The organism is Vibrio sp. 1580, assembly GCF_033340055.1.
Map to the genome: position 1 here is coordinate 200,686 of NZ_JAWOVT010000003.1, position 18,851 is coordinate 219,536.

The 18,851-nt window shown below is 45.4% G+C and carries 15 protein-coding genes; 2 read left to right on the plus strand and 13 right to left on the minus strand.

Features of this window, described 5'->3' with window-relative positions:
• Window positions 1-116 precede the first annotated feature (116 nt).
• A complete protein-coding gene (locus R7093_RS06235) occupies window positions 117-2,867 on the plus strand; it encodes a M16 family metallopeptidase (protein WP_318146562.1) in 2,751 nt (916 codons plus the stop codon).
• A gap of 87 nt (window positions 2,868-2,954) precedes the next feature.
• Here the strand turns inward: R7093_RS06235 and R7093_RS06240 are convergent, their stop codons facing one another.
• Window positions 2,955-3,407 (minus strand): polymer-forming cytoskeletal protein, encoded by a 453-nt coding sequence (locus tag R7093_RS06240; RefSeq protein WP_081007941.1) that lies wholly within the window; start codon window positions 3,405-3,407, stop codon window positions 2,955-2,957.
• Window positions 3,311-4,264, minus strand: a complete 954-nt coding sequence (locus R7093_RS06245; protein WP_213873729.1) for a M23 family metallopeptidase — start codon at window positions 4,262-4,264, stop codon at window positions 3,311-3,313. The genes R7093_RS06240 and R7093_RS06245 overlap by 97 nt, the downstream gene beginning before the upstream one ends.
• A gap of 427 nt (window positions 4,265-4,691) precedes the next feature.
• Here R7093_RS06245 and R7093_RS06250 point away from each other — a divergent pair, with 427 nt between their 5' ends.
• The gene (locus tag R7093_RS06250; RefSeq protein ID WP_318146563.1) at window positions 4,692-6,446 is read left to right on the plus strand and encodes a hypothetical protein; all 1,755 of its coding nucleotides are present in this window, start codon (window positions 4,692-4,694) and stop codon (window positions 6,444-6,446) included.
• 80 nt (window positions 6,447-6,526) lie between these two features.
• On the opposite strand, the gene R7093_RS06255 is transcribed toward R7093_RS06250, so the two are convergent.
• The 11 genes from R7093_RS06255 to R7093_RS06305 form a co-directional block, all read right to left on the minus strand.
• Window positions 6,527-7,171, minus strand: coding sequence for an START domain-containing protein (locus R7093_RS06255; protein ID WP_017820098.1), 645 nt, complete (start codon window positions 7,169-7,171; stop codon window positions 6,527-6,529).
• Window positions 7,172-7,248: 77 nt separating this feature from the next.
• Window positions 7,249-8,433, minus strand: coding sequence for a multidrug effflux MFS transporter (locus tag R7093_RS06260; RefSeq protein ID WP_017820099.1), 1,185 nt, complete (start codon window positions 8,431-8,433; stop codon window positions 7,249-7,251).
• Complete coding sequence (locus tag R7093_RS06265) at window positions 8,430-9,074, minus strand: recombinase family protein (RefSeq protein WP_047102429.1); 645 nt, start codon at window positions 9,072-9,074, stop codon at window positions 8,430-8,432. The genes R7093_RS06260 and R7093_RS06265 overlap by 4 nt, the downstream gene beginning before the upstream one ends.
• Window positions 9,075-9,220: 146 nt before the next feature.
• Window positions 9,221-10,228 (minus strand): LacI family DNA-binding transcriptional regulator, encoded by a 1,008-nt coding sequence (locus R7093_RS06270; protein WP_017820101.1) that lies wholly within the window; start codon window positions 10,226-10,228, stop codon window positions 9,221-9,223.
• Window positions 10,229-10,445: 217 nt separating this feature from the next.
• Complete coding sequence (locus R7093_RS06275) at window positions 10,446-12,179, minus strand: sodium:solute symporter family transporter (protein WP_005374733.1); 1,734 nt, start codon at window positions 12,177-12,179, stop codon at window positions 10,446-10,448.
• Window positions 12,172-13,167: an ester cyclase gene (locus tag R7093_RS06280; RefSeq protein ID WP_047102428.1), complete on the minus strand. Its 996-nt coding sequence runs from the start codon at window positions 13,165-13,167 to the stop codon at window positions 12,172-12,174. The genes R7093_RS06275 and R7093_RS06280 overlap by 8 nt, the downstream gene beginning before the upstream one ends.
• 49 nt (window positions 13,168-13,216) lie before the next feature.
• Window positions 13,217-14,191 (minus strand): ester cyclase, encoded by a 975-nt coding sequence (locus R7093_RS06285; protein ID WP_318146564.1) that lies wholly within the window; start codon window positions 14,189-14,191, stop codon window positions 13,217-13,219.
• A gap of 513 nt (window positions 14,192-14,704) precedes the next feature.
• Window positions 14,705-15,985: a TRAP transporter large permease gene (locus R7093_RS06290; RefSeq protein ID WP_047102426.1), complete on the minus strand. Its 1,281-nt coding sequence runs from the start codon at window positions 15,983-15,985 to the stop codon at window positions 14,705-14,707.
• Window positions 15,982-16,545 carry a TRAP transporter small permease gene (locus tag R7093_RS06295; RefSeq protein WP_047102425.1) on the minus strand — a complete coding sequence of 188 codons (564 nt, stop codon included), beginning with the start codon at window positions 16,543-16,545 and terminating at the stop codon, window positions 15,982-15,984. Before R7093_RS06295 ends, R7093_RS06290 begins: the two co-directional genes overlap by 4 nt.
• Before the next feature lie 57 nt (window positions 16,546-16,602).
• On the minus strand, window positions 16,603-17,598 hold the full coding sequence (locus R7093_RS06300) for a TRAP transporter substrate-binding protein (RefSeq protein ID WP_047102424.1): 996 nt from the start codon (window positions 17,596-17,598) through the stop codon (window positions 16,603-16,605).
• A 267-nt stretch (window positions 17,599-17,865) separates the two neighbouring features.
• Window positions 17,866-18,822 (minus strand): LacI family DNA-binding transcriptional regulator, encoded by a 957-nt coding sequence (locus tag R7093_RS06305; protein ID WP_047102423.1) that lies wholly within the window; start codon window positions 18,820-18,822, stop codon window positions 17,866-17,868.
• Window positions 18,823-18,851: the final 29 nt, after the last annotated feature.

Consider the following 18,851-nt stretch of genomic DNA (forward strand, 5'->3'; position numbering starts at 1 on the left):
ATTTCAATAAAAGGTGATCTTTATCACGTTTGCGCGTCTGATAATCCATTAAAAATGTGAAGGTTATAGCACCGGATATATATTGATTAGCTTAATCATTGTTATGGGCAATCGTTATGCGCAGTATATTGTTAGTCCCCGCGTTATTAGTGTCAGGGTGTGCTCTGATACAACAGTCGACGCCGATTCAACCTGACGCCAACTGGCACGTGGACCAGTTATCGAACGGTATGAAATACCATCTTTATCCAACAGAAGACCAAGAAGTCTCGGTCCGTTTGGTGATGAATATCGGCTCATTCCAAGAAACATCTTCTCAAAAGGGTTACGCTCACTTTGTTGAGCATATGGCGTTTAATGGTAGTGAGCATTTTACCGGTAACGACGTTGTCAAACTTTTCGAGCAATCTGGTGGTAGCTTTGGCGCTGATATCAACGCTTTTACCAGTTATCAGCAAACGTCTTACCAACTTGACCTAGCGAATAATACGAAGCTAGAAGATGCCCTGAAGTGGATGAGAGATATCGGTAACGGACTTGAGTTTGCTCCTGAGCAAGTAGAGAAAGAAAAAGGGGTGATTCTCGGGGAATGGCGACGTGCTAATCCGGATGATAAGTCCTTTTCTATGCATGCTTACCAAGCCTCGATTGAAGGCACTATGTATGGTGAGCATGACCCAATAGGTACTCGCGAAGCGATTCAAAATGCTTCCTCGAGTAAGTTAAAGGTGTTTTACGACAAGTGGTACCAGCCACAAAATGCCGAGTTGATTGTGACTGGTAATATCGACGTAGATTCACTGTCCAAGATTATCAAAAGCAAGTTCTCGAACTGGGAAAGTACCTCGGATACGTTGATAGAGAAGCGCCGTGATATTCGAGTGAACAACGAAAACAGAATTTTGCCAAGTAACACGATGGAATCACCAAGTCTTCATTTAGTGATTGAGCGTGGTCTAAGTGGCGGCACGACGATTGAGCAACAACATGAAGTGTGGCGTGATGAAGTCGCAACACAACTCATTCAACAGCGTTTGATCCGTGTACTCAGTGATGCCGCTGAACCTTTTCAATACGCTTATGCAGAGCCCTATTACTCTAACTATCAGCGTATGATGTCGGCAGGGATTTCGTTTGCACCAGATCGCCGCGAACAAATGCACCAGACTTTCATTCGTACCTTGGCGTCGTTGAGAGATTATGGTGCGACTCAATCCGAGTTAGATAGCGTTATGTCAAATTGGCAAGGTGAACTTGCAAATATTGATTCAGATTGGAGTCAGCGTAAGCCAAACAGTTACGCAGAAGCACGTGTTTTTCAAATTGGACAAGACAGTGTCAGCCAATCAAAAGAGAATTATGCCCAGAGTTTGGCAGAATTCATCAACAACGAGAATTTAGAGAGCATTAACACACAATTGAATGCCTTGTTATCTCAGCAGCCAAGCTTTTTTATTGGTTTGGGGAAAAGCGAAACGTCAGAGCAGTTCAACGGTGTATTTGCCGCTCTAAACAGTGCCTATCTTCAAACTGGCGAAAAACCGTTAGAGATGTATGACAAAGTGGATGGATTCTTAAAGCCTACCCAGGAAGGCAGCATCACGAGCATGCGTCAGGAAGCGGGTGGTTTTCAAGTCTATACGCTATCAAACGGTGTCGAAGTGTGGTTCCAAAAAGATACTAAAGCGGGTGGTCGAGCGTATATTTACTATGCGAGCCAAGGTGGTAAAGCCGCTGTTGATCCGACGTTGTATGCCGCTTATGAAATCGCAGCAACAACGGCAATACGCAGTGGGTTAGGGGCATTTTCTGGTTCAGAGCTAGATAGCTACTTACGCAAAAACAACATTGCGCTTGGCGCGATGCTTGATGCGACCAGTCACGGAGCGCAAATTACGGCGCCAAATACGCACCTAACTGATGCTTTGAATGGACTATACAACCTAGCGACGGAGATTAAAGTCGACGAGCGCCAGATGGCGGCAGCGAAGCAAGAGTTTAAACAGCAGAGCGGCGCTTTTTTTGAATCACCGATGGGCAAACTGATTCAAAAAGCAAACGGCAATTCTTATTTGCCGGGGAGTCGTCATCGTATAGTGTCCAGTGATGATGTTGAACAAGTGACTTCCGAGCAGATACTAGCGGTGCATGAGCAACTTTTCAAAACCAATGATGGTTTTAAGATGGTTATTGTTGCAAACGTAGAGCCGGAAGAAATTACACCACTTTTGCGTAAATATGTGGCCTCTATCGAAATGAAACCGAGTCGTTCGATTGATTATCACGTTGCGTTTAACCCGGAAGTGCCGGAGCGAACTGTGGTTGCGGATGGGCATGAACCTTCATCGTTGTATGTAATGCGTTTGACTAATACGAGCGATTACCAACGTACGGCAAGAGACACGGTTATCGAAGATATTTTGCAACGTATTAGTAATGCACGTGTTTTGGATATTGTGCGAGAAGAGTCTAGCCTTGATTACAGCCCGAGCATTTACACCATGACACAAGATCGCGAACCCATCTCTGATTGGCTCTTGGAGTCTCAAGTTGAGCCCGAAGACGTGGCACTTTTAGAGAGTAAACTAGGCAAAGTGTTTGATGGTTTAGCGTCAAATATTACCCAAAAAGAAGTGGATACGGCCGCGAAACAACTGGCAGTCGCGATGCAAGGATTGGATGACAACCCAGCACAGAGATCATGGGCATATACTCGTTATTTGGTGCATGATTACGGCGTCGATGTGTTACTTGACGTTGAGAAAGTGGCTAAAAGTGTGACGTTAGATGAAGTGAAAGCGCATGCAAAATCAGCTTTTGGTCCACAGGCAAAACGCTCGGTGATGGTTTTAAATCCGGCCGAATAATCACGTAGTTTCTGACGAAAATCGTGGCAATAGTAATAAAAAAGACGGCGTGAAAGCCGTCTTTTTTAAGCACTTTAATCAAAGCTTTTATGCTGATTTACGCGAAAGTCGCTTTTCATTGTTGGTGTTGTTTTCTTTTGTGATCGCACCGTCTTGAGCCTTACCCTTTAACGTTACCACTTCCTTTTCAGGTAATTCGGCTGCTTCACCAAAGAATTTGCCACCAGGTTCAATGCTGAGGTTATTGCTCCAGATCCTACCGCTTACGCGTCCCTTGGCAAGCACTTGAATGTGTTCTGCGTGACAGTTTCCGTCCATCATGCCGTTAATGATCAGCTGTTTAGCGTAAATTTCACCGTTTACTCGCCCGCTTTCTGCGACAACGAGAGTGCCTTCCACGTTAATTTGACCATCGACGATGCCATCAATCTGGACATCGTTTTCTACTTTGAGTTCTCCGCTAAGAGAACAGCCTTTGGCGATGAGAGTTGAAGCTGCTGAGCTACTCGTTGTTCCACTGTTTTGATTAAAGATTCCCATCGTATTCTTCGCTCCTTAGTAAAAATGTCTTCGAAATCATTAAGGCTCCAATCGACAAATGGTTTCGGATTCAGTGCTCGCCCAACAAATCGCACCTCGTAATGCAGGTGAGGGCCAGAAGAGAGCCCACTGTTGCCGGAAATTGCAATCAGTTGCCCTTTTTTGACGAACTGACCACTTTTTACTTTGAACGCTTTCAAGTGCGAATAAGAACTCGAAAAACCGAAAGAATGTTGCAGCCTGAGGAAGTTACCAGAGCCCTTATTACTGCGGCGGGTGACTTCCACTACCCCATCGGCAGGGGCATAAATTTTGGTGCCGATATTTACGGCAAAATCGAGCCCACGATGCATCTTGGCAACTTTTGTCACCGGATGGATACGCTTACCGAATCCGGAAGATAGCCGTACCTTGCCGACTGGAGAGCCACTTGGTATTTGGTTTAATAACACCATGCGAACGTTTGAGGTTATCGCCGCCGCATCGAGCCTAGCATCCAAGTTATTTGTCGAGGTATGTTCTCCAACCCCAAGCACTTTCTCTAATTCACCCAAACGTTCCGAAACAAGTTGTACCCGTTCTTCCCGTTCTGAAAGGTCATTTTCTAGCTCTGATTTAAGTGTTTTCAGTGTGCTGAGCTCTTCACCCATGGTGCGTGAATGTTCTGTCAATTCAGCTTGTTTTAACGCTGCATTATCAACGCGAGTGTACAAGTGATGAATTAAGATTATGGTCGCGGCCAGAGCAACAACAAAAAAAACGAAAAACGTTTTTATGTTGCGTTGCATCCTTTTACTGAAGTACCAATGTCTTGAGCCATTGATAGTTGATATAGAGATCGTCAACTGGTCTTTCATCGTCTTCTATTGCTCGTATTTGGTATACGTCTCGTCACTGAGTTAGTAGGAATGTAAGGAAAACGAGTAGGGACCGCCAGAGGCAAATTGGAAAGAAGTGTCAGGTCGTGAGGCGTTTTCAGATATTAGATAAAAGACTCAATAAAGATTTAATATTCTGCTGATTTTGGTCGTAATTACTCCAAATCGCTTCATTTAACTGAATATTATGATTTTTAAGGCGGTTATCCGAGAAATTGGATTGTGAATATTGCCAATAGCATCCGCACGCAATTCAACTTACTTCACGGTTTGCCTTATAAATGTTGGATAATTTATCAAACCGACATTCATTACATCGATAACTTGTTTATGATAGCGGTTGATATAAAGCACTATTCATTGGCTTTAAACCTAAGCGTTACATTTCGTTTAGGAACACATAACTATGACAACGGAGTTGGTCGTGAAAAAACTACTATTGGCTACAGCAGTGGTCGCAGCTGCAGGGGGCGCTGGCTACCTGTACCAAAACAATACTACCGCAAGTGATGCAGGCTCACTGTTAACGCAAGTTCCTGCAGATTCACTTATGGTGACGTATCAGACTGAACCTTTTAACCATTATAAATACATGAACGCATTCGGTACGGCGAACCAAGGCTCGATTGCAGAACTTTTTTCCGATGAACCACTGTCTCCACAACAGCAGTTTGCAGTTAACTTATTCGATGGGTACCTAGAGAGTGCTGCGTCGCCAGAAACATTAAAAGCTTATTTGGGCACCGGGGAAAACATTAATCCTGTGTTGTACACAATTGGTATGGTACCGGTGTACAAAGTGGATATTGAAGACCCTGCCGCGTTATGGAAAACACTGGATCATGAAGAGCAGATGAGCGGCGCTAAGCATGAGTTGGTTAAGCTTGGTGAAGTCGAGTATCGTCGTTACGAGATGACTGATTCAATTGACCCGCAGGACGGTATTGGCTTGGTTGTAGCCGTGGTTGATAACGTGCTTACGTTAACGGTTGATGTTCCGCAACTGGGCGTTCAAAACCCGATTAAAATGGCATTAGGGCTTGAAGCACCAAGTCAAAATATTGCTGAGAGTGGACGTCTTGAGGCGTTGCAAGCCAAATACGGTGAAAACAACAACTCTTTTGGTTACTTTGATCATCGCGAAGTGATTAAAGGTTTGACGACGAAAGATGGCAATATGTTTGCTCGTCAAATCAGCACGTTGGATGCAATAGATCCTGAACCAACTATTGAGGAAATGCGTTCACCAGCCTGCCATACTGAGCTTACTCAAGTTGCAGAAAACTGGCCTCAGTCCGTCGCGTTTGCAGAATACAAGATGAAAGGCGATCAGGCGTTCATTAAAGGTTCTTTTGTTGTTGAGTCCAACAATAAAGTGATTCTAGATGCGCTCAAGTCGATTCGTGGTGTATTGGCAGAGTCTAAAAGTGATAAGAGTTTCTTTAGTATGGCGCTTGGTTTAGACATCAATACGCTAGCGCCATCGATTGGTCAGATCTGGGCTGACTTGACCCAGCCTCAATACCAATGCTCTTTATTGACACAAATGCAGCAAGAGATGGGCGGCCAGAATCCAGCAGCCGCTGTAAGCATGGGGTCAGGCATGGTTAACGGCCTTAAAGGGTTAAGCCTGCAAATGTTTGATATCAAAGTAGATACTAATGCTCAGCATGGTGAAGTATTTAGCCAGCTAGATGGTATGTTGTCTCTTTCTGCCAATGATCCAATGATGCTTATTCAAACTGCGCAAATGTTCGTTCCTGAACTTGCTCAATTGCAAATTCAACCGGATAACCAACCTGTTAATGTCAGTGAGCTATTAGAAATGCATACTGGCGTGAAGGTGGACGTGTTTGCTCGTCTAAACGAAAACCATTTCACCCTTTACAGTGGTGATAGTGCTGCGGAAGCAAGCAAAGAAGTGATGGCGCAATCACTTTCTCCAAATGGCTTGTTCAGCTTTGATTTTGATTCAGAGCGTATTTTGGAAGTGTTAGAGAGTGCGTCGTCAATCACTGGGGAGCCGGTTCCGGATGATGTTGTCAAAAGCTTACAAGGCGAGCTTGTTGGTGGTATGACGATGGACGTGACAGACCAAGGTATTGGTTTTGAGTTTGATTACCGTGGTGCAACTAAACCTGTAACGGTTGCACAACAGTAACACATTGAGTAGAAAAAGGCGGCATATGCCGCCTTTTGTTATTATGTACCGCATTAAAAAGCGAGTGGGAAGAGCGACGCTTACTCATCTATTTGAGGATGAGAGTATTGCTGATATTCAGGTAACTCTTTTCTTAAATTACTAAATGTCGCCCATGCACTTTCTTTTGAGAGTTTGTTGATCAGCCAGTTTGGCAATAGACCTCCGGGGTCAGCAAACGCCTTGTATTCCACGAGTGTTGTATCGTTTGTGAGTTTTTGTAACTCCCAAGTCGCATCAACCGAGCGAATTCGAACATAACCATTTTGTTCAGCAAGATATGAGTCAGGTGCGCTTTTGATTTCTATCGTGAATCCCAGCTCATCGACCCAGTACTTTGAGTAGGTGACCATATCCCGATTTTTGGCAGGCCATGGTGCTTTAAACTGGGTGTAAACGATGTTCTCGGTGGCCGATATCTGATTTAAAACCCGGCTATGACTGGCATTGTCAATCCAGTTCGGGATATTGTCACTGTCTTCCAGTAGCGTTAAAAATGCACCATAGCTGGTGGGTGTGAACATCCGGGCACGGATCTCAACTAAACCGTCACTATGTTCTCGGGAGTAAATTGTGATTCCATTCTTGTCACTCTCGAACTGCCAGTTCTCGTTGGCGCTCGCATCAGTGCCAGCGGATATCAATGTGGCGAGTGTTAAGGCGCCCATTCTTAAATGCAACATCATGTTAGTATCCGCCAACTTTTCCTAAATTTAAGTTTATACGATTTGTCGTAACTATAAGGACAATAGTATGTTTTTTGTTATCGTTCTGAAGGTTGCTCTGCACTGAAGCCACGTTGAATGTTGGTGAAGGTAAGCGATGCAAATATTACGATAACGATCGCTAGATGCCATGCTTGACTCAATCCAAGCTGCACCAGAGTTAAGCTGACCAATGAGGAGACGACCATTTGTCCACCACCAGACATTGCCGCTGCGGCACCTGCTTGCTTTTTATAAGGTTGCATTACCATCGCTTGTGCACAAGGTAGGGCAATACCATTACCCAAGATCATTAATAGCTGTCCTAGCATCAGAAATAGAGGCTCAACAGGACAGAAAAATAACCATATTGCGGCAGCGAGGTGAAGAAATGGGGTGCAGAGCAGCATTTTTTTATTGCCAATAATTGGCCTTACTCGGTTACAAATCGTGGTACCACATAACATACCCAAAGCGGGAATGAGCGCCCACATCGCGTATTGAGCGGAGGTCATGCCAATTTGATCTTGCATGATAAATGGCATCACAGAGACTGTCGTAATCATTAAGCTGAAGTTTAACCAACTGATACTGGCGAAACTCATAAAGTAACGAGACGTAAGTAAGCTCTTGTATTGGAGTAACATTTTTCGGGGTGACGGAATGACAGAACGTTTTGTGATGGTTTCTGTGAACTTAAAGGCGATGATTACCCAAGCCAGCGAGACATAGCCCAACAGAGAAATAAACACCATACTCCAACCGAAGTGGAAGTTGATAAAGCCGCCAATCACAGGTGCAATAAGTGGCGTGATTGAAGCCGCCATGGCGATGTAAGACATTGCCACTGGGAGTTCATCCCCGCTAAATCTATCTCGAGTCGACGCCCTCGCGAGTACCGCGCAGCATCCTGTACCTAACCCTTGTAAAAAGCGCCCCATCACCATCCCTGTAAATGTGTCACTGAAGAAAATAATTATCAGCAGACCAGACATCGCGATGAGTAAACCGGTAAGTAATACTCTTTTTCGTCCTAAAGCATCTGACACTGGCCCGTAGATAAATTGAGAGGGGCCGAAGCCGAGCAAATAAATACTCACAAGCAGTTGAGCTTGGTCGAGGGAGATGGAAAAGTCTTTTGCTATCCATGGCAAAGAGGGCATAACTAGCCCCATGCTCAACTGGCCAACGCTAATAATAAGACAGGCGAGTAGTATAGTATGAAAGTTGATTGGGCGACTCATGACTGGTCTCCATTCAAACAACCTTTTTGGCGTCGTGAGCTTAAGCCGCCTTCGTCATCCACTTCATTTAGCTTTGCTTTGACCCGCTTCACAGTCGATAGACTGACTTCGCATTGCTCTGCTACGTTTTGCAATGTGTAGCCTTCTAGCAGTAACGTTGCGATCTGTTGGTGTTTGGTTTTGTTTGCGGGGCGGCCGCGAAACTTCTGTTTCCATAATTCTGGCTGCTCTTTAATGGCCTGTCGCCCTTGCTCTGCGGCAAACAGGCGATGTTCAGTCTGCACTTTCCCATATCCAGATAACACTGTGAGTAGTGTTTGAGTCTGAACAGAACCTGGCTCAAAAGTTATTGATTCACATACAGTTTTCAATGTTACCCCTTTATCGAGTAGCATTTTTATCGTGTTCAATGCTTGACTAAAGTCGCGACCAAATGCGGTCAGCCACCAGAGCACAATCGTATCCCCAGCTCTGACGGAATCGAGCAGTCGTAAGAATGCCTCTCTCTCGGTTGGAGGCATGCAACCACGAACCTTATCCTCAAAATGCTGAGCTTCGGGCGCAAAAGCTTTTAGAGTATTAAGGTGCTCTTGGTAAGCTCGATTTTTTGGCGAATAACGAGTGTAAAGATACGTGGTCATAAGGATTATGAGCCTCTTTTTGTTTGGTTCATATAGTGTAATAGCTCATAAATATACATGGGTTCATTAATGCTTGCAACACTAAATGAGCCGTTTGGGAGTCAGAGGCAAATAAAAAAGCCAACCGAATGGCTGGCTATAGCTATTTAAGCTTTTGTTGTCTGGCGCTCGATTAACTTCACTGGCACCATCATTTTTACTAGGCTGCCGTTTTTCGTATTAATTTGATCAACAATGATCTTCACGCACTCGCGAGCGAGGCGACGGAAATCCTGGCGGAACGTGGTTAATTGATAGCTTAACCATTCTGTCTGAGGAATATTATCAAAACCAATGACTTGTAAGTCCTGAGGAATCCTCAACCCGCATTCTATACGGGCGATATCCATGACCGCCATCGCAAGGTTATCGGTTGCACAGAACACCGCTTCAGGCCGATTTTTGTCTGCCAGTATGGCACGGACTTTATCAAGTGAGCTCGCGTAGTCATAGCTGGCTTCAATGATGCGTGGCGTCTTGCCGGTTAGGTCTTCAAATTCAGAGCAGAAGCCGCTTTGACGTTCGTCATTCGTAAAGGTTGGCACTTCTCCCGTCAAATAAACCGCGTTCTTCACGCCACTTTTGTGCAGAAGTTGCGCAGCTTGTTGGCCTGCTTCGTAGTTGTCACTGATAACGTAGCTACTCCTAGTACCTTCAACAACTCGTGCGTATTGAACAATTGGGATATTAAACTCTTCACATTCTTCATAAAGGGACTTATTGAAGGTTGCGGAAGCAGCAATGACACCATCGACGCGATACTGGAAGATATTTGGGATTGAGTGGCCCTCTTCTTCATCCACTTGCCATGGAATCAATACGGCAGAATAACCTTTTTTCTGTAACTCACTGGAAATTAATTGCAGTGTTTTCATATGGATAGGGTAATCCGCATCAGGAAACACCAAACCTATCAATTTCGATTCGTTTGTGGTCAGGCTACGTGCAAAGGCGTTAGGGCGGTAGTTAAGGGCTTTAGCCGCTTCAAAGACTTTTTGCTTGGTCTTTTCGGATACTGAGCTACCCGGAACAAACACGCGCGATACAGTAGATTGAGAGACGCCTGCCATCTTTGCCACATCTTTTGATGTGACTACGTGTTTAATTGATTTCATGAATAAAACTTAGTTGCCAGTAATTGAGGTCATAAGACTAGCATAAATAGGTACGTATTCATAAATGTTCTGACGGGGTATCCTAAGTAGAATAATGGCTTTGGAGTGTTAAAAAGCAAAATGTGGGTTAACCCATTTGGTTTGCTTTGAGCTAGCACTAGGTCTAGAGCGTAGATACTGTCCGTTTGTTGGACGTACAGTATCTACGTAAAGAACATTAATTTGCTTGTTTGACTGCAACTTTACGTTTTGGGGAGAGGAGTGAATACCCCATGTATCCGATGCAAGCGGTAGCGACAAGAATAGAGCAGCCACGCATAAAGTTAATCAGCATAGGAGCGTTGTCGGTAAACGCGTTGATCCCCCAAAGCATCACGATCGAGAATACAAACATCACTAGTAAGCCATAACATGGAGCATCGATTTTGCCGGGAACGACATACCAACCATCTTCCTTGATTGGTTTATTTAGACGAGCATATTCCGCTTGCTGGCCTTTCACTGTGTAAAGATGCATTTCATCTTGTTTACCCGTCAGGAGAAGGCTAGCAATGTAAGCGACAACGGCATTCACAAGGACGCCAATCACGCAATACCAAGGCCACGCAATATCGGTCGCAACGGCTACATACCAAATCACCAAGAAGCTAGCAGCAACGCCAATCAACAAGCCTTTTTCCGTAATGTGTTTTGAGTAGAACCCAAGGACAAACATACAGAAGCTTGCACCGACAAAGTAAGAGCCTGCCTTACTCAGCACTTCCAGTACCGAGCCTGTGCTGGTGGCAAACATGATCGCTGGAATGATGACCAAAATCGCCCACGCCACCGTGAAGAAACGCGATACCTTCAAGTAATGCTCTTCCGACTCGTTTTGCTTGTAGAAGCGTTTGTAAAAGTCAGCCACAGAAACGGTCGCCATTGAGTTGAACGCAGAGTCGAGACTCGACATACTTGCCGCCAGAATCGCAGCGGCAATGATGCCCATCAAGCCTGGCATTCCATATTCACTCGCATAATGAAGAATGATGGTGTTGCCGTTTTCAAACTCTTTACCGTCGTAATAAGCGTTGAATAGGACACCAAGCAAGATAAAGACAAAGTAAATAAAGAAGGCCACGTAGCCCATCATCAACATTGCCTTTTTCGCATCGCCCATGTTTTTCGCGGCCATACAACGTTGTACCATCATCTGGTTACCGCCATACACGGTGGTGTGGAACATCGTCATTGCGATAACGCCGGCCCATACCGTCGTTACTTGGCTTAGGTCAAAACTTGTTTGTAGGGCATCGGTCATTCCTTTCGCTTTGAGTTCTGCCATGACCTCCGTCATTGGAGCAGGCATGCCATTCCAAACGGCTTCAATGATGATGAATGCGCCAATAAATAAGATTACTGCTTGAATCACATCGGTCCAAATGACAGCCGCGATACCGCCCATTACGGTGTAGATAAGGGCGATTGCAGTGACGATCATGATGCAGTACATCACGTCGATACCAGTAATGAACTCTAAAATCATTGCTGTCGCGTAGAGTACGGCTGCCGAACTCAATGCTTGTTTGATAAGGAAGATAAACGACAAAGTCAGTCGTGAAGCCTTGCCGAAGCGTCGTTCTTGATACTCGTAGATAGAGGTTAAACCGTTGTTGTAGAAAAATGGCATAAATACAGCCACGATGAAGAAGATCACCAGCGGATAATTGAGGTGAATCGCGATAACCGACAGGCCTTCTTTGTAAGACCAAGCTGGCCCGCCAAGGAACGACATGGCACTCACGTAAGTACAAACGACAGAAATACCGATCGCCCACCAAGGGATGCTCTTATCACCCAAGGCGAATTGGCTAGCTGAAGTGACTCGCTTTCCAATTACCGCCCCCAGTACTAGCGTGAGGGCGATGTATCCTCCAAGGATGCTCCAGTTAAGTGCGCCAAACTCATGCATAATTAGGTCCTTCTAACTGTTCTTTCATTTGTGCAAACACGTCATAGCCAAGTTGCAGCAGGATATGAACGATGTCGATCGCCACCCAGTTTTCCTTCAGTAAATCGCCTTCGCGTCGCCAAATGTCCATAACGCGAAGTTCGATGTGTTTTCCGGTTGGGGCAAGACCGAGCCAGCCACTGTAACCAGTGTGAGTACCATGCATATGTGGCCAACCACCTGTGGATACGTAGTCATTTTTGGCCAAAAAATTGACCTCAATATCGACACTTCGATCTGGGAACGCAAACACAAATGGCGCTTGATGGTGGTTACGGAAACCTTTGATACCGCGCGTAGTACCAATACCAGCAGGGCCGTACCACATGAAGTCATTGTGCCAGTAGTTTTCAAGATCCATCGAGAAAAGATCTTTGCCATCAAAACGACCCAAGCAAGACAGCATATCTTCAACCAGCTGGGCGCTCTTTTCACTTTCTTCCAAAGACACAACAGATTGTTGAATACCGTTAGAAGTTGCAGGAGAAGGAACCAAGCCATCGTGACCTAAGCTTTTACGAAGAGGGTTGCAGCCTGCTTGATTCATCGCATCGATGAAGTCTGGAATCATGTAAGATTCGGTGATTTGGTCGTTCTCCACACACACCATTTCGGTGTAACGCAAGTAGAGTGTTTTCCCTGTTGCTGGGATGCCAAACAGTGGTTGTTCAAATGTACCGATAAAGTAGCCGGTAGAGTTGTACCAAGTGCGGCCTTCGTATTCGCCGTGCATCACAATCATTGGTCGGCGCTCGGCATCAGGTAAAGCATTAACAAGTGGTGAGAGGAAAGATTCGTGGGTTGCATCTGGGCCATTAAGATCGTTCACAGGGTGCGCCACGCACCATTTTACGTCAGAGTTCAAAGCTTGCAGAGCGGCCTGTTTTTGCTCGATGTCTGCGGCTTTGAAGTAGTTCTGGTAGAACTGTTCGATGATGTTGAGTGACATGTTGCTTCCTTACTGTCTGTGATTTTAATAAATAGTGTTTAGTCAGCCGTTAGCCTTGCTGTAGCAGGGTTTGCTTCCAGATTGCGGTCTCGTCAAACAAAGTGAATTCGCGACGAATACCCCAAGGACCAAACTCAGCGTGGCTGATCCCCATGATGTAAACCTCTTTCCCAGAAGGCTTACCGAACATCCCATACCCTTCATGCTTACCGTGCAAAGACCATCGAATTGCAGCGCGTGGTGACATCATGTCGTCATCTCGGCCAATACGATGGTGAACGGTAAATTGAGCATTTGGGAAAGACGCACGAAGTGCCATCCAAAAATGATCGACTTCCGAGTGTGATAGGGCAGTTTGACCTCCAGTGTATTCGCCGATGCAAGCGCGGTCGTACTCTTTCGGTACTATAGAGAACTCGGCATTCATAAGGCTTCTGAGAATTGCTTCGTAGCGCTGACCATATTCGTTGTCGTTGCCTACGCCCAAATAAGGTCCAGGAATGTCGACTTCAGGTGTGAACGGAAATGGGCTTGATTCCACGCCACCTTCAAATTCGATTTGTTGGCGTGCAAACTCTTCTGACGTCATACCCAGTTGTTTCGCGATATCGGCTTGATCGCGAACCAACCATTCGTCATTGATTTGGTTATTGATGGCGTGGCAATCCGCGATGATACGGAAACGAAGTTTGCGGTTCGAGGCTTGCCCATAGAAGCCGTTGCCACTGTGTGTTGCAGTAGAGATGATTCGATGAGAAGAAAGCATGCCTTGTTCCGGGGTGCCTGACCAAATGACGTCTTCGCCATATAGCGTGCGATCGGGAAACTCGGCCAGTGTCGCCATTGTTGCACTGATCACCCCTTCGTTTCCTTGAACGATAGAGAGTGGAGTACGCACAACAATGTCGGGAGAGTAGTAGTGTTCTAAGGTGTTTAAACCTCGGTCTTCCCAAATCTCTTTTGTGATACCAAGAATGTAGTCGGGAAAATCACGCCACTTTTCATCGAAGCCAACCATGGCCATAAATCACCTCCGTAATTGAATAATTATGTTTTGATTACGTATTCAAAATATATCATGTTGCCATTTTGTCAACGGATTGTTTTTCGATTGTTTAAATAGCGTGCTGATGATCAGATTTTTAACAATTGAGCGGAAAATAAACTAAAAAAGTACAGGAGAGATGGAAGCTATCTCTTATCGAGACGTGTTAATAAGAAAGGAGGTCAAAGTTTTTTGTATGAATTTCCTAATATCTTATTGTTTTTTAATCGCTTAATTTATTTTTATCTGTTTGAATGGAAACAAATGATTAAGCCAAAACTGATAATCATGCAGATCAAGGCACCCAAATAGACTTTATCGCTAATATTCAGCTATTTTGGTGTCAATTATCCTTATATCTTTCAAATTCTCCTTTTGCATACGAATGCTTAAAGGCTTTTTTATTAAATCGGAAGTAGATAACGAATAAGCCACTAGAAAGGTATTTATCTAGTGGCTATAACAGTCATAAGCGCTCTATGAGTGCAACGATCAGGATAAAAGCGCAGGTAATGATAGCGAGATGGCAGGGATGAAGGTAATCAACATCAAGGCCACTATCATTGCTCCAATCCAGCCCATGATGGCTTTAGAGAGCGACTCTATCGGTACTTTGCCTACCTGACTTGCCATAAACAGGTTGGCACCCAGAGGAGGCGTAACAAAGCCAATGGCTAAGTTCACGATCATCACGATACCAAAATGAACTGGGTCCATGCCGAGTGCTGACGTAATGGGTAACAGAATTGGTGTGAGAATAACAATCGCTGCCAGCGTTTCCATAAAGGTACCGACGAGCAACAACAGAACATTGATGCAAAGCAGTATCAGCAGTTTGTTTTCGGTAATCGATAGAATGAACTGAGCGATCTCGGTCGGTAGACGTTCTAGGGTCAATATGCGGCCAAACGTCACGGACGCACCCACAATGACGAGCACGGCGCCAACTAACAGTGACGACTCTAGAATGATTTTCACCACTTGCGCTGGTTTGAGTTCTTTATAAACAAACATGCCAAAGAATAAGCCATAGAGAACTCCGATGGCGGCTGATTCGGTAGGCGTGAAAATACCAGAATAGATACCACCGAGAATGATCACGGGGAGTAGCATTGCCCAGCTGGCTTCTTTTAGCGCAGCAAGACGCTCTGCCCAAGTCGCTTTGCGTTCGTTACCTGTGTAGCCCCGCATTTTTGAGACAATTAGACAGTAGCCGATCAATACCATACCGACGACCAAGCCAGGAATGATGCCCGCCATGAACATCTTAGTTACCGAGACTTCAGCTGTGATCGCGTAGACGATCATCACCACAGAGGGTGGAATAATGACGCCAATTCCGCCGGAGGACGCGATTAAAGCACCTGCAAAGCTGCGGTCGTAGCCTTTCTTCACCATCGAGGGAATCATCGTCAGGCCGATAGCGGCAACAGTGGCAGACCCTGTACCAGAGATGGAAGCGAAGAACATACACGCCACAATGGCCACGATGCCAAGCCCGCCAGTAAAGTGGCCAAAGAAGACCTCCGCCACATGCAATAATCGTTTTGAGATCCCTCCTTGGCTCATAAGGTTACCTGCTAAGGTAAAAAGAACGACGGCGAGGAGAGGGAAAGAGTCGAGCCCTGTTACCATTCCTTGGACTAAAAACTCGATGTTAAGAAACGGCAGACTGAGTATCGCGACCATACTGGCTGCCGCCAGAGCAATACCGACCGGAACGCCAATGAGCAGAAGCAGACCAAAGCTGCCAAACAAAAGTGCAGACGTCATGCGTTAAACTCCAATAGTCGGTTAGAAGTACGATACTTTGCTTTGATATGGCGATAGCGTTGGCGAGAAAAGCGAACTCGTTCATTGCTGGTGGAGCACGCGTTCACACGGTGATAAATGCTTGTCACTAGGCGCGCGCAGCTTAATAGTGCGCAAACTAAAACAGAGGCATACAAACACGCAATAGGAATTTCCATTGCGGGTGCAATCTGACCGAGTTGCAGGCTGCGGTTTATAACCTTAAATCCAAACCAGGCGACAGTTGCACTAAAGGCAAGGTAGATAAGATCAGAGACAATCAAACTGAATTGCGTCCAATTGCCCGGAAGTTTATCGATGAACACACGAATGCGGATGTGTCGATCATCTCGGATACAGTAGCTGATGCTCAGGTACATCGCCCATACGAATAAATAACGAGCCAGCTCTTCAGCCCACGCGATCGTTGCATCGAACAGGCGTAGGGCGATTTGCAAGCACAGTAAAGTTGTCATCGTTGAGATCGCGATAACGATAAGGGTTGGTTCTAGGTATTTGTCTAGTAAGCGAAACCACTTCATATTCACCTCCAAAACGGAAAGTACGACCTGTTTCCAGATCGTACAAAAGAGTGGGAGTTATAGGCGTTCTATCCCGGCAATCACGTTGTCAAACAAGTCTTCACCTGTCTTGCTACGCAGATCTTGGTACACGGCTGCATTCATTTTTTCTTTCATGATGCTGCGTACCTCGTCTGGGACGATGTTAACCGTCATGCCTTTTGCTTCGAGCTCTTTGATTACTTCTTGGTTTTGCTTAGCGGCGAGCTCACGCTGTTTTGCGATGGTTTCTTTGCTTACTTCACTGATCAGCGCTTGTTGTTCGGCCGGCAGTGAATCCCAAAACGATTTGTTCATGAACAACACGTAGTTGGTGTATATATGGTTAGTTAAAGAGAGGTACTTTTGTGCCTCGTAAAAACGTTCGGCATAAATAGAGTAGATAGCACTTTCTTGAGCGTTAATCAGGCCTTGTTGTAACGAGGTGAAAATTTCTCCCCAAGACAGAGGTGTTGGCGCAGTACCAATAGATTTCCACGCGCTTATTTGAGTGGGGTTAGATGCCGAGCGAATCTTAAGTCCCTTCAAGTCCTCAATGCTATCGATTGGCTGTTTGTTGTTGGTCACGCTACGAAAGCCGACCTCCATAAAGCCAAGTCCATGAAAGCCTTTTGATTCCATAGCATTCAACAATGGTTGTCCGATCTTCTCACTGTCGAGCGCTTTGTGTGCTTGCTCTTCGCTATCAAAAAGGTAGAACACGTCGAGCACGTTAAACTCTGGGACGTAGGGAGAGAGTAAAACTGACGCACCAAACGTCATTTGTAAGTTGCCTTGCTGTACGAGTTCAGTCGTCTCACGCACATCGCCTAGTTGTCTTGCCGGATAGATTTCAACTTCTATCTCACCGTTTGAGCGAGCTTCCACTTCTTGTTCGAAATAGAGCATTGCTTTGTGTACGGGAGAGGTTTCTTGACTGTCATGAGCAAGACGAATAACACTGTTTGCAAACGTATTCATACTGCTAAATGCAAGCCCCAGTGCGGTAAGTGAAGTAAGGATTGCTTTCTTCATCGTTCTTCCTTGTTTCTGGTATGACCTGCCATGGGCATTCGTCGGCAAGTCACACAACTTTTTATGTTTTTATAAATTAGTTGAGCAATTCATATCCATTTTGCATACGAATCCAAAATAAAACATTAAAGTAACAAGTCAATAACAAAATTGATGAATTGATGAGGAATTAAATAACGATTGGTGAAAATTTAATCGCGATCACAGAAAATGCCTTACTTGAAAGCAAGACATTTTGTTTATGAAGAATGAATAAAAATGGATTTATTAAATGGTGCTGCTGCGTTCGATTAAGGTGCCTTGTTCGAGAAGATACTCACCCGTTGCGTCCTGATTGCCATTGATGCGGTTCATCAGATCTTCAACTGCGCGCTGAACAATTTTGTCTACGGGTTGAGCGATGGTCGTCAGATCATAACTAGGCCAAGCAGACATCGGAATGTTATCCACGCCCATCACGGAGAAGTCTTGAGGGATCTTTGCTCCTGCTTGGCGTAAACCATCCATCACACCCATGGCGAGGATGTCGTTTGCACAAAAAATTGCATCGGGTTTGCTAGTGTGCGACAAGATCGCTTTCGCCGCTTCTAAGCCTGCTTCAAAGCTGTACTTGGCTTGGATAAACGTTGGTGACGGGGAGCCGAGTTCTTGCAACTTTGAAGAGAAACCCAGCCAACGCTCTTCACTGGTCATGGAGCCAGCATCGCCACTGATATAAGCACACTGTTTTGCGCCTTTATGCGCTAAATACTCCGCAGCTTGTTGGCCCGCCAAGCGGTTATCAATACCAGAGCTGTTGGCATTAATGCCTTCGGCGTAGCGGTTGATCAAGCTTAAGTGAACGCCAAACTTTTCGCATTGGGCAAACGCGCGTGAGGTTAAACGGCTGGTGGCGATAACGAGTCCGTCCACTTGGTATTCAATGGCGCGTGAAATGGCGAGATCGAGGTCGTCCTTGTCGATAGGGCAAAGCACAACTTGTCCGCCTCGCTTTTGAATTTCGACAGCCAAAGCACGAGATTGCATGTCGTACATTGGGTTTGATTCGCTATCTAACGCAATCGCCACTAAGCCTGAACGATTCGAAATCAGACCTCGGGCGATGGCATTCGGTGTGTATCCGAGCTTAGCTGCGGCATCCATCACCATTTTGCGTTTCTTCTCGCTAATACTCGCAGTCGGGCTGAATGCTCTAGATACCGTCGATTGAGAGACGCCGAGCATCTTCGCGACGTCGATCGAAGTTACTTTCG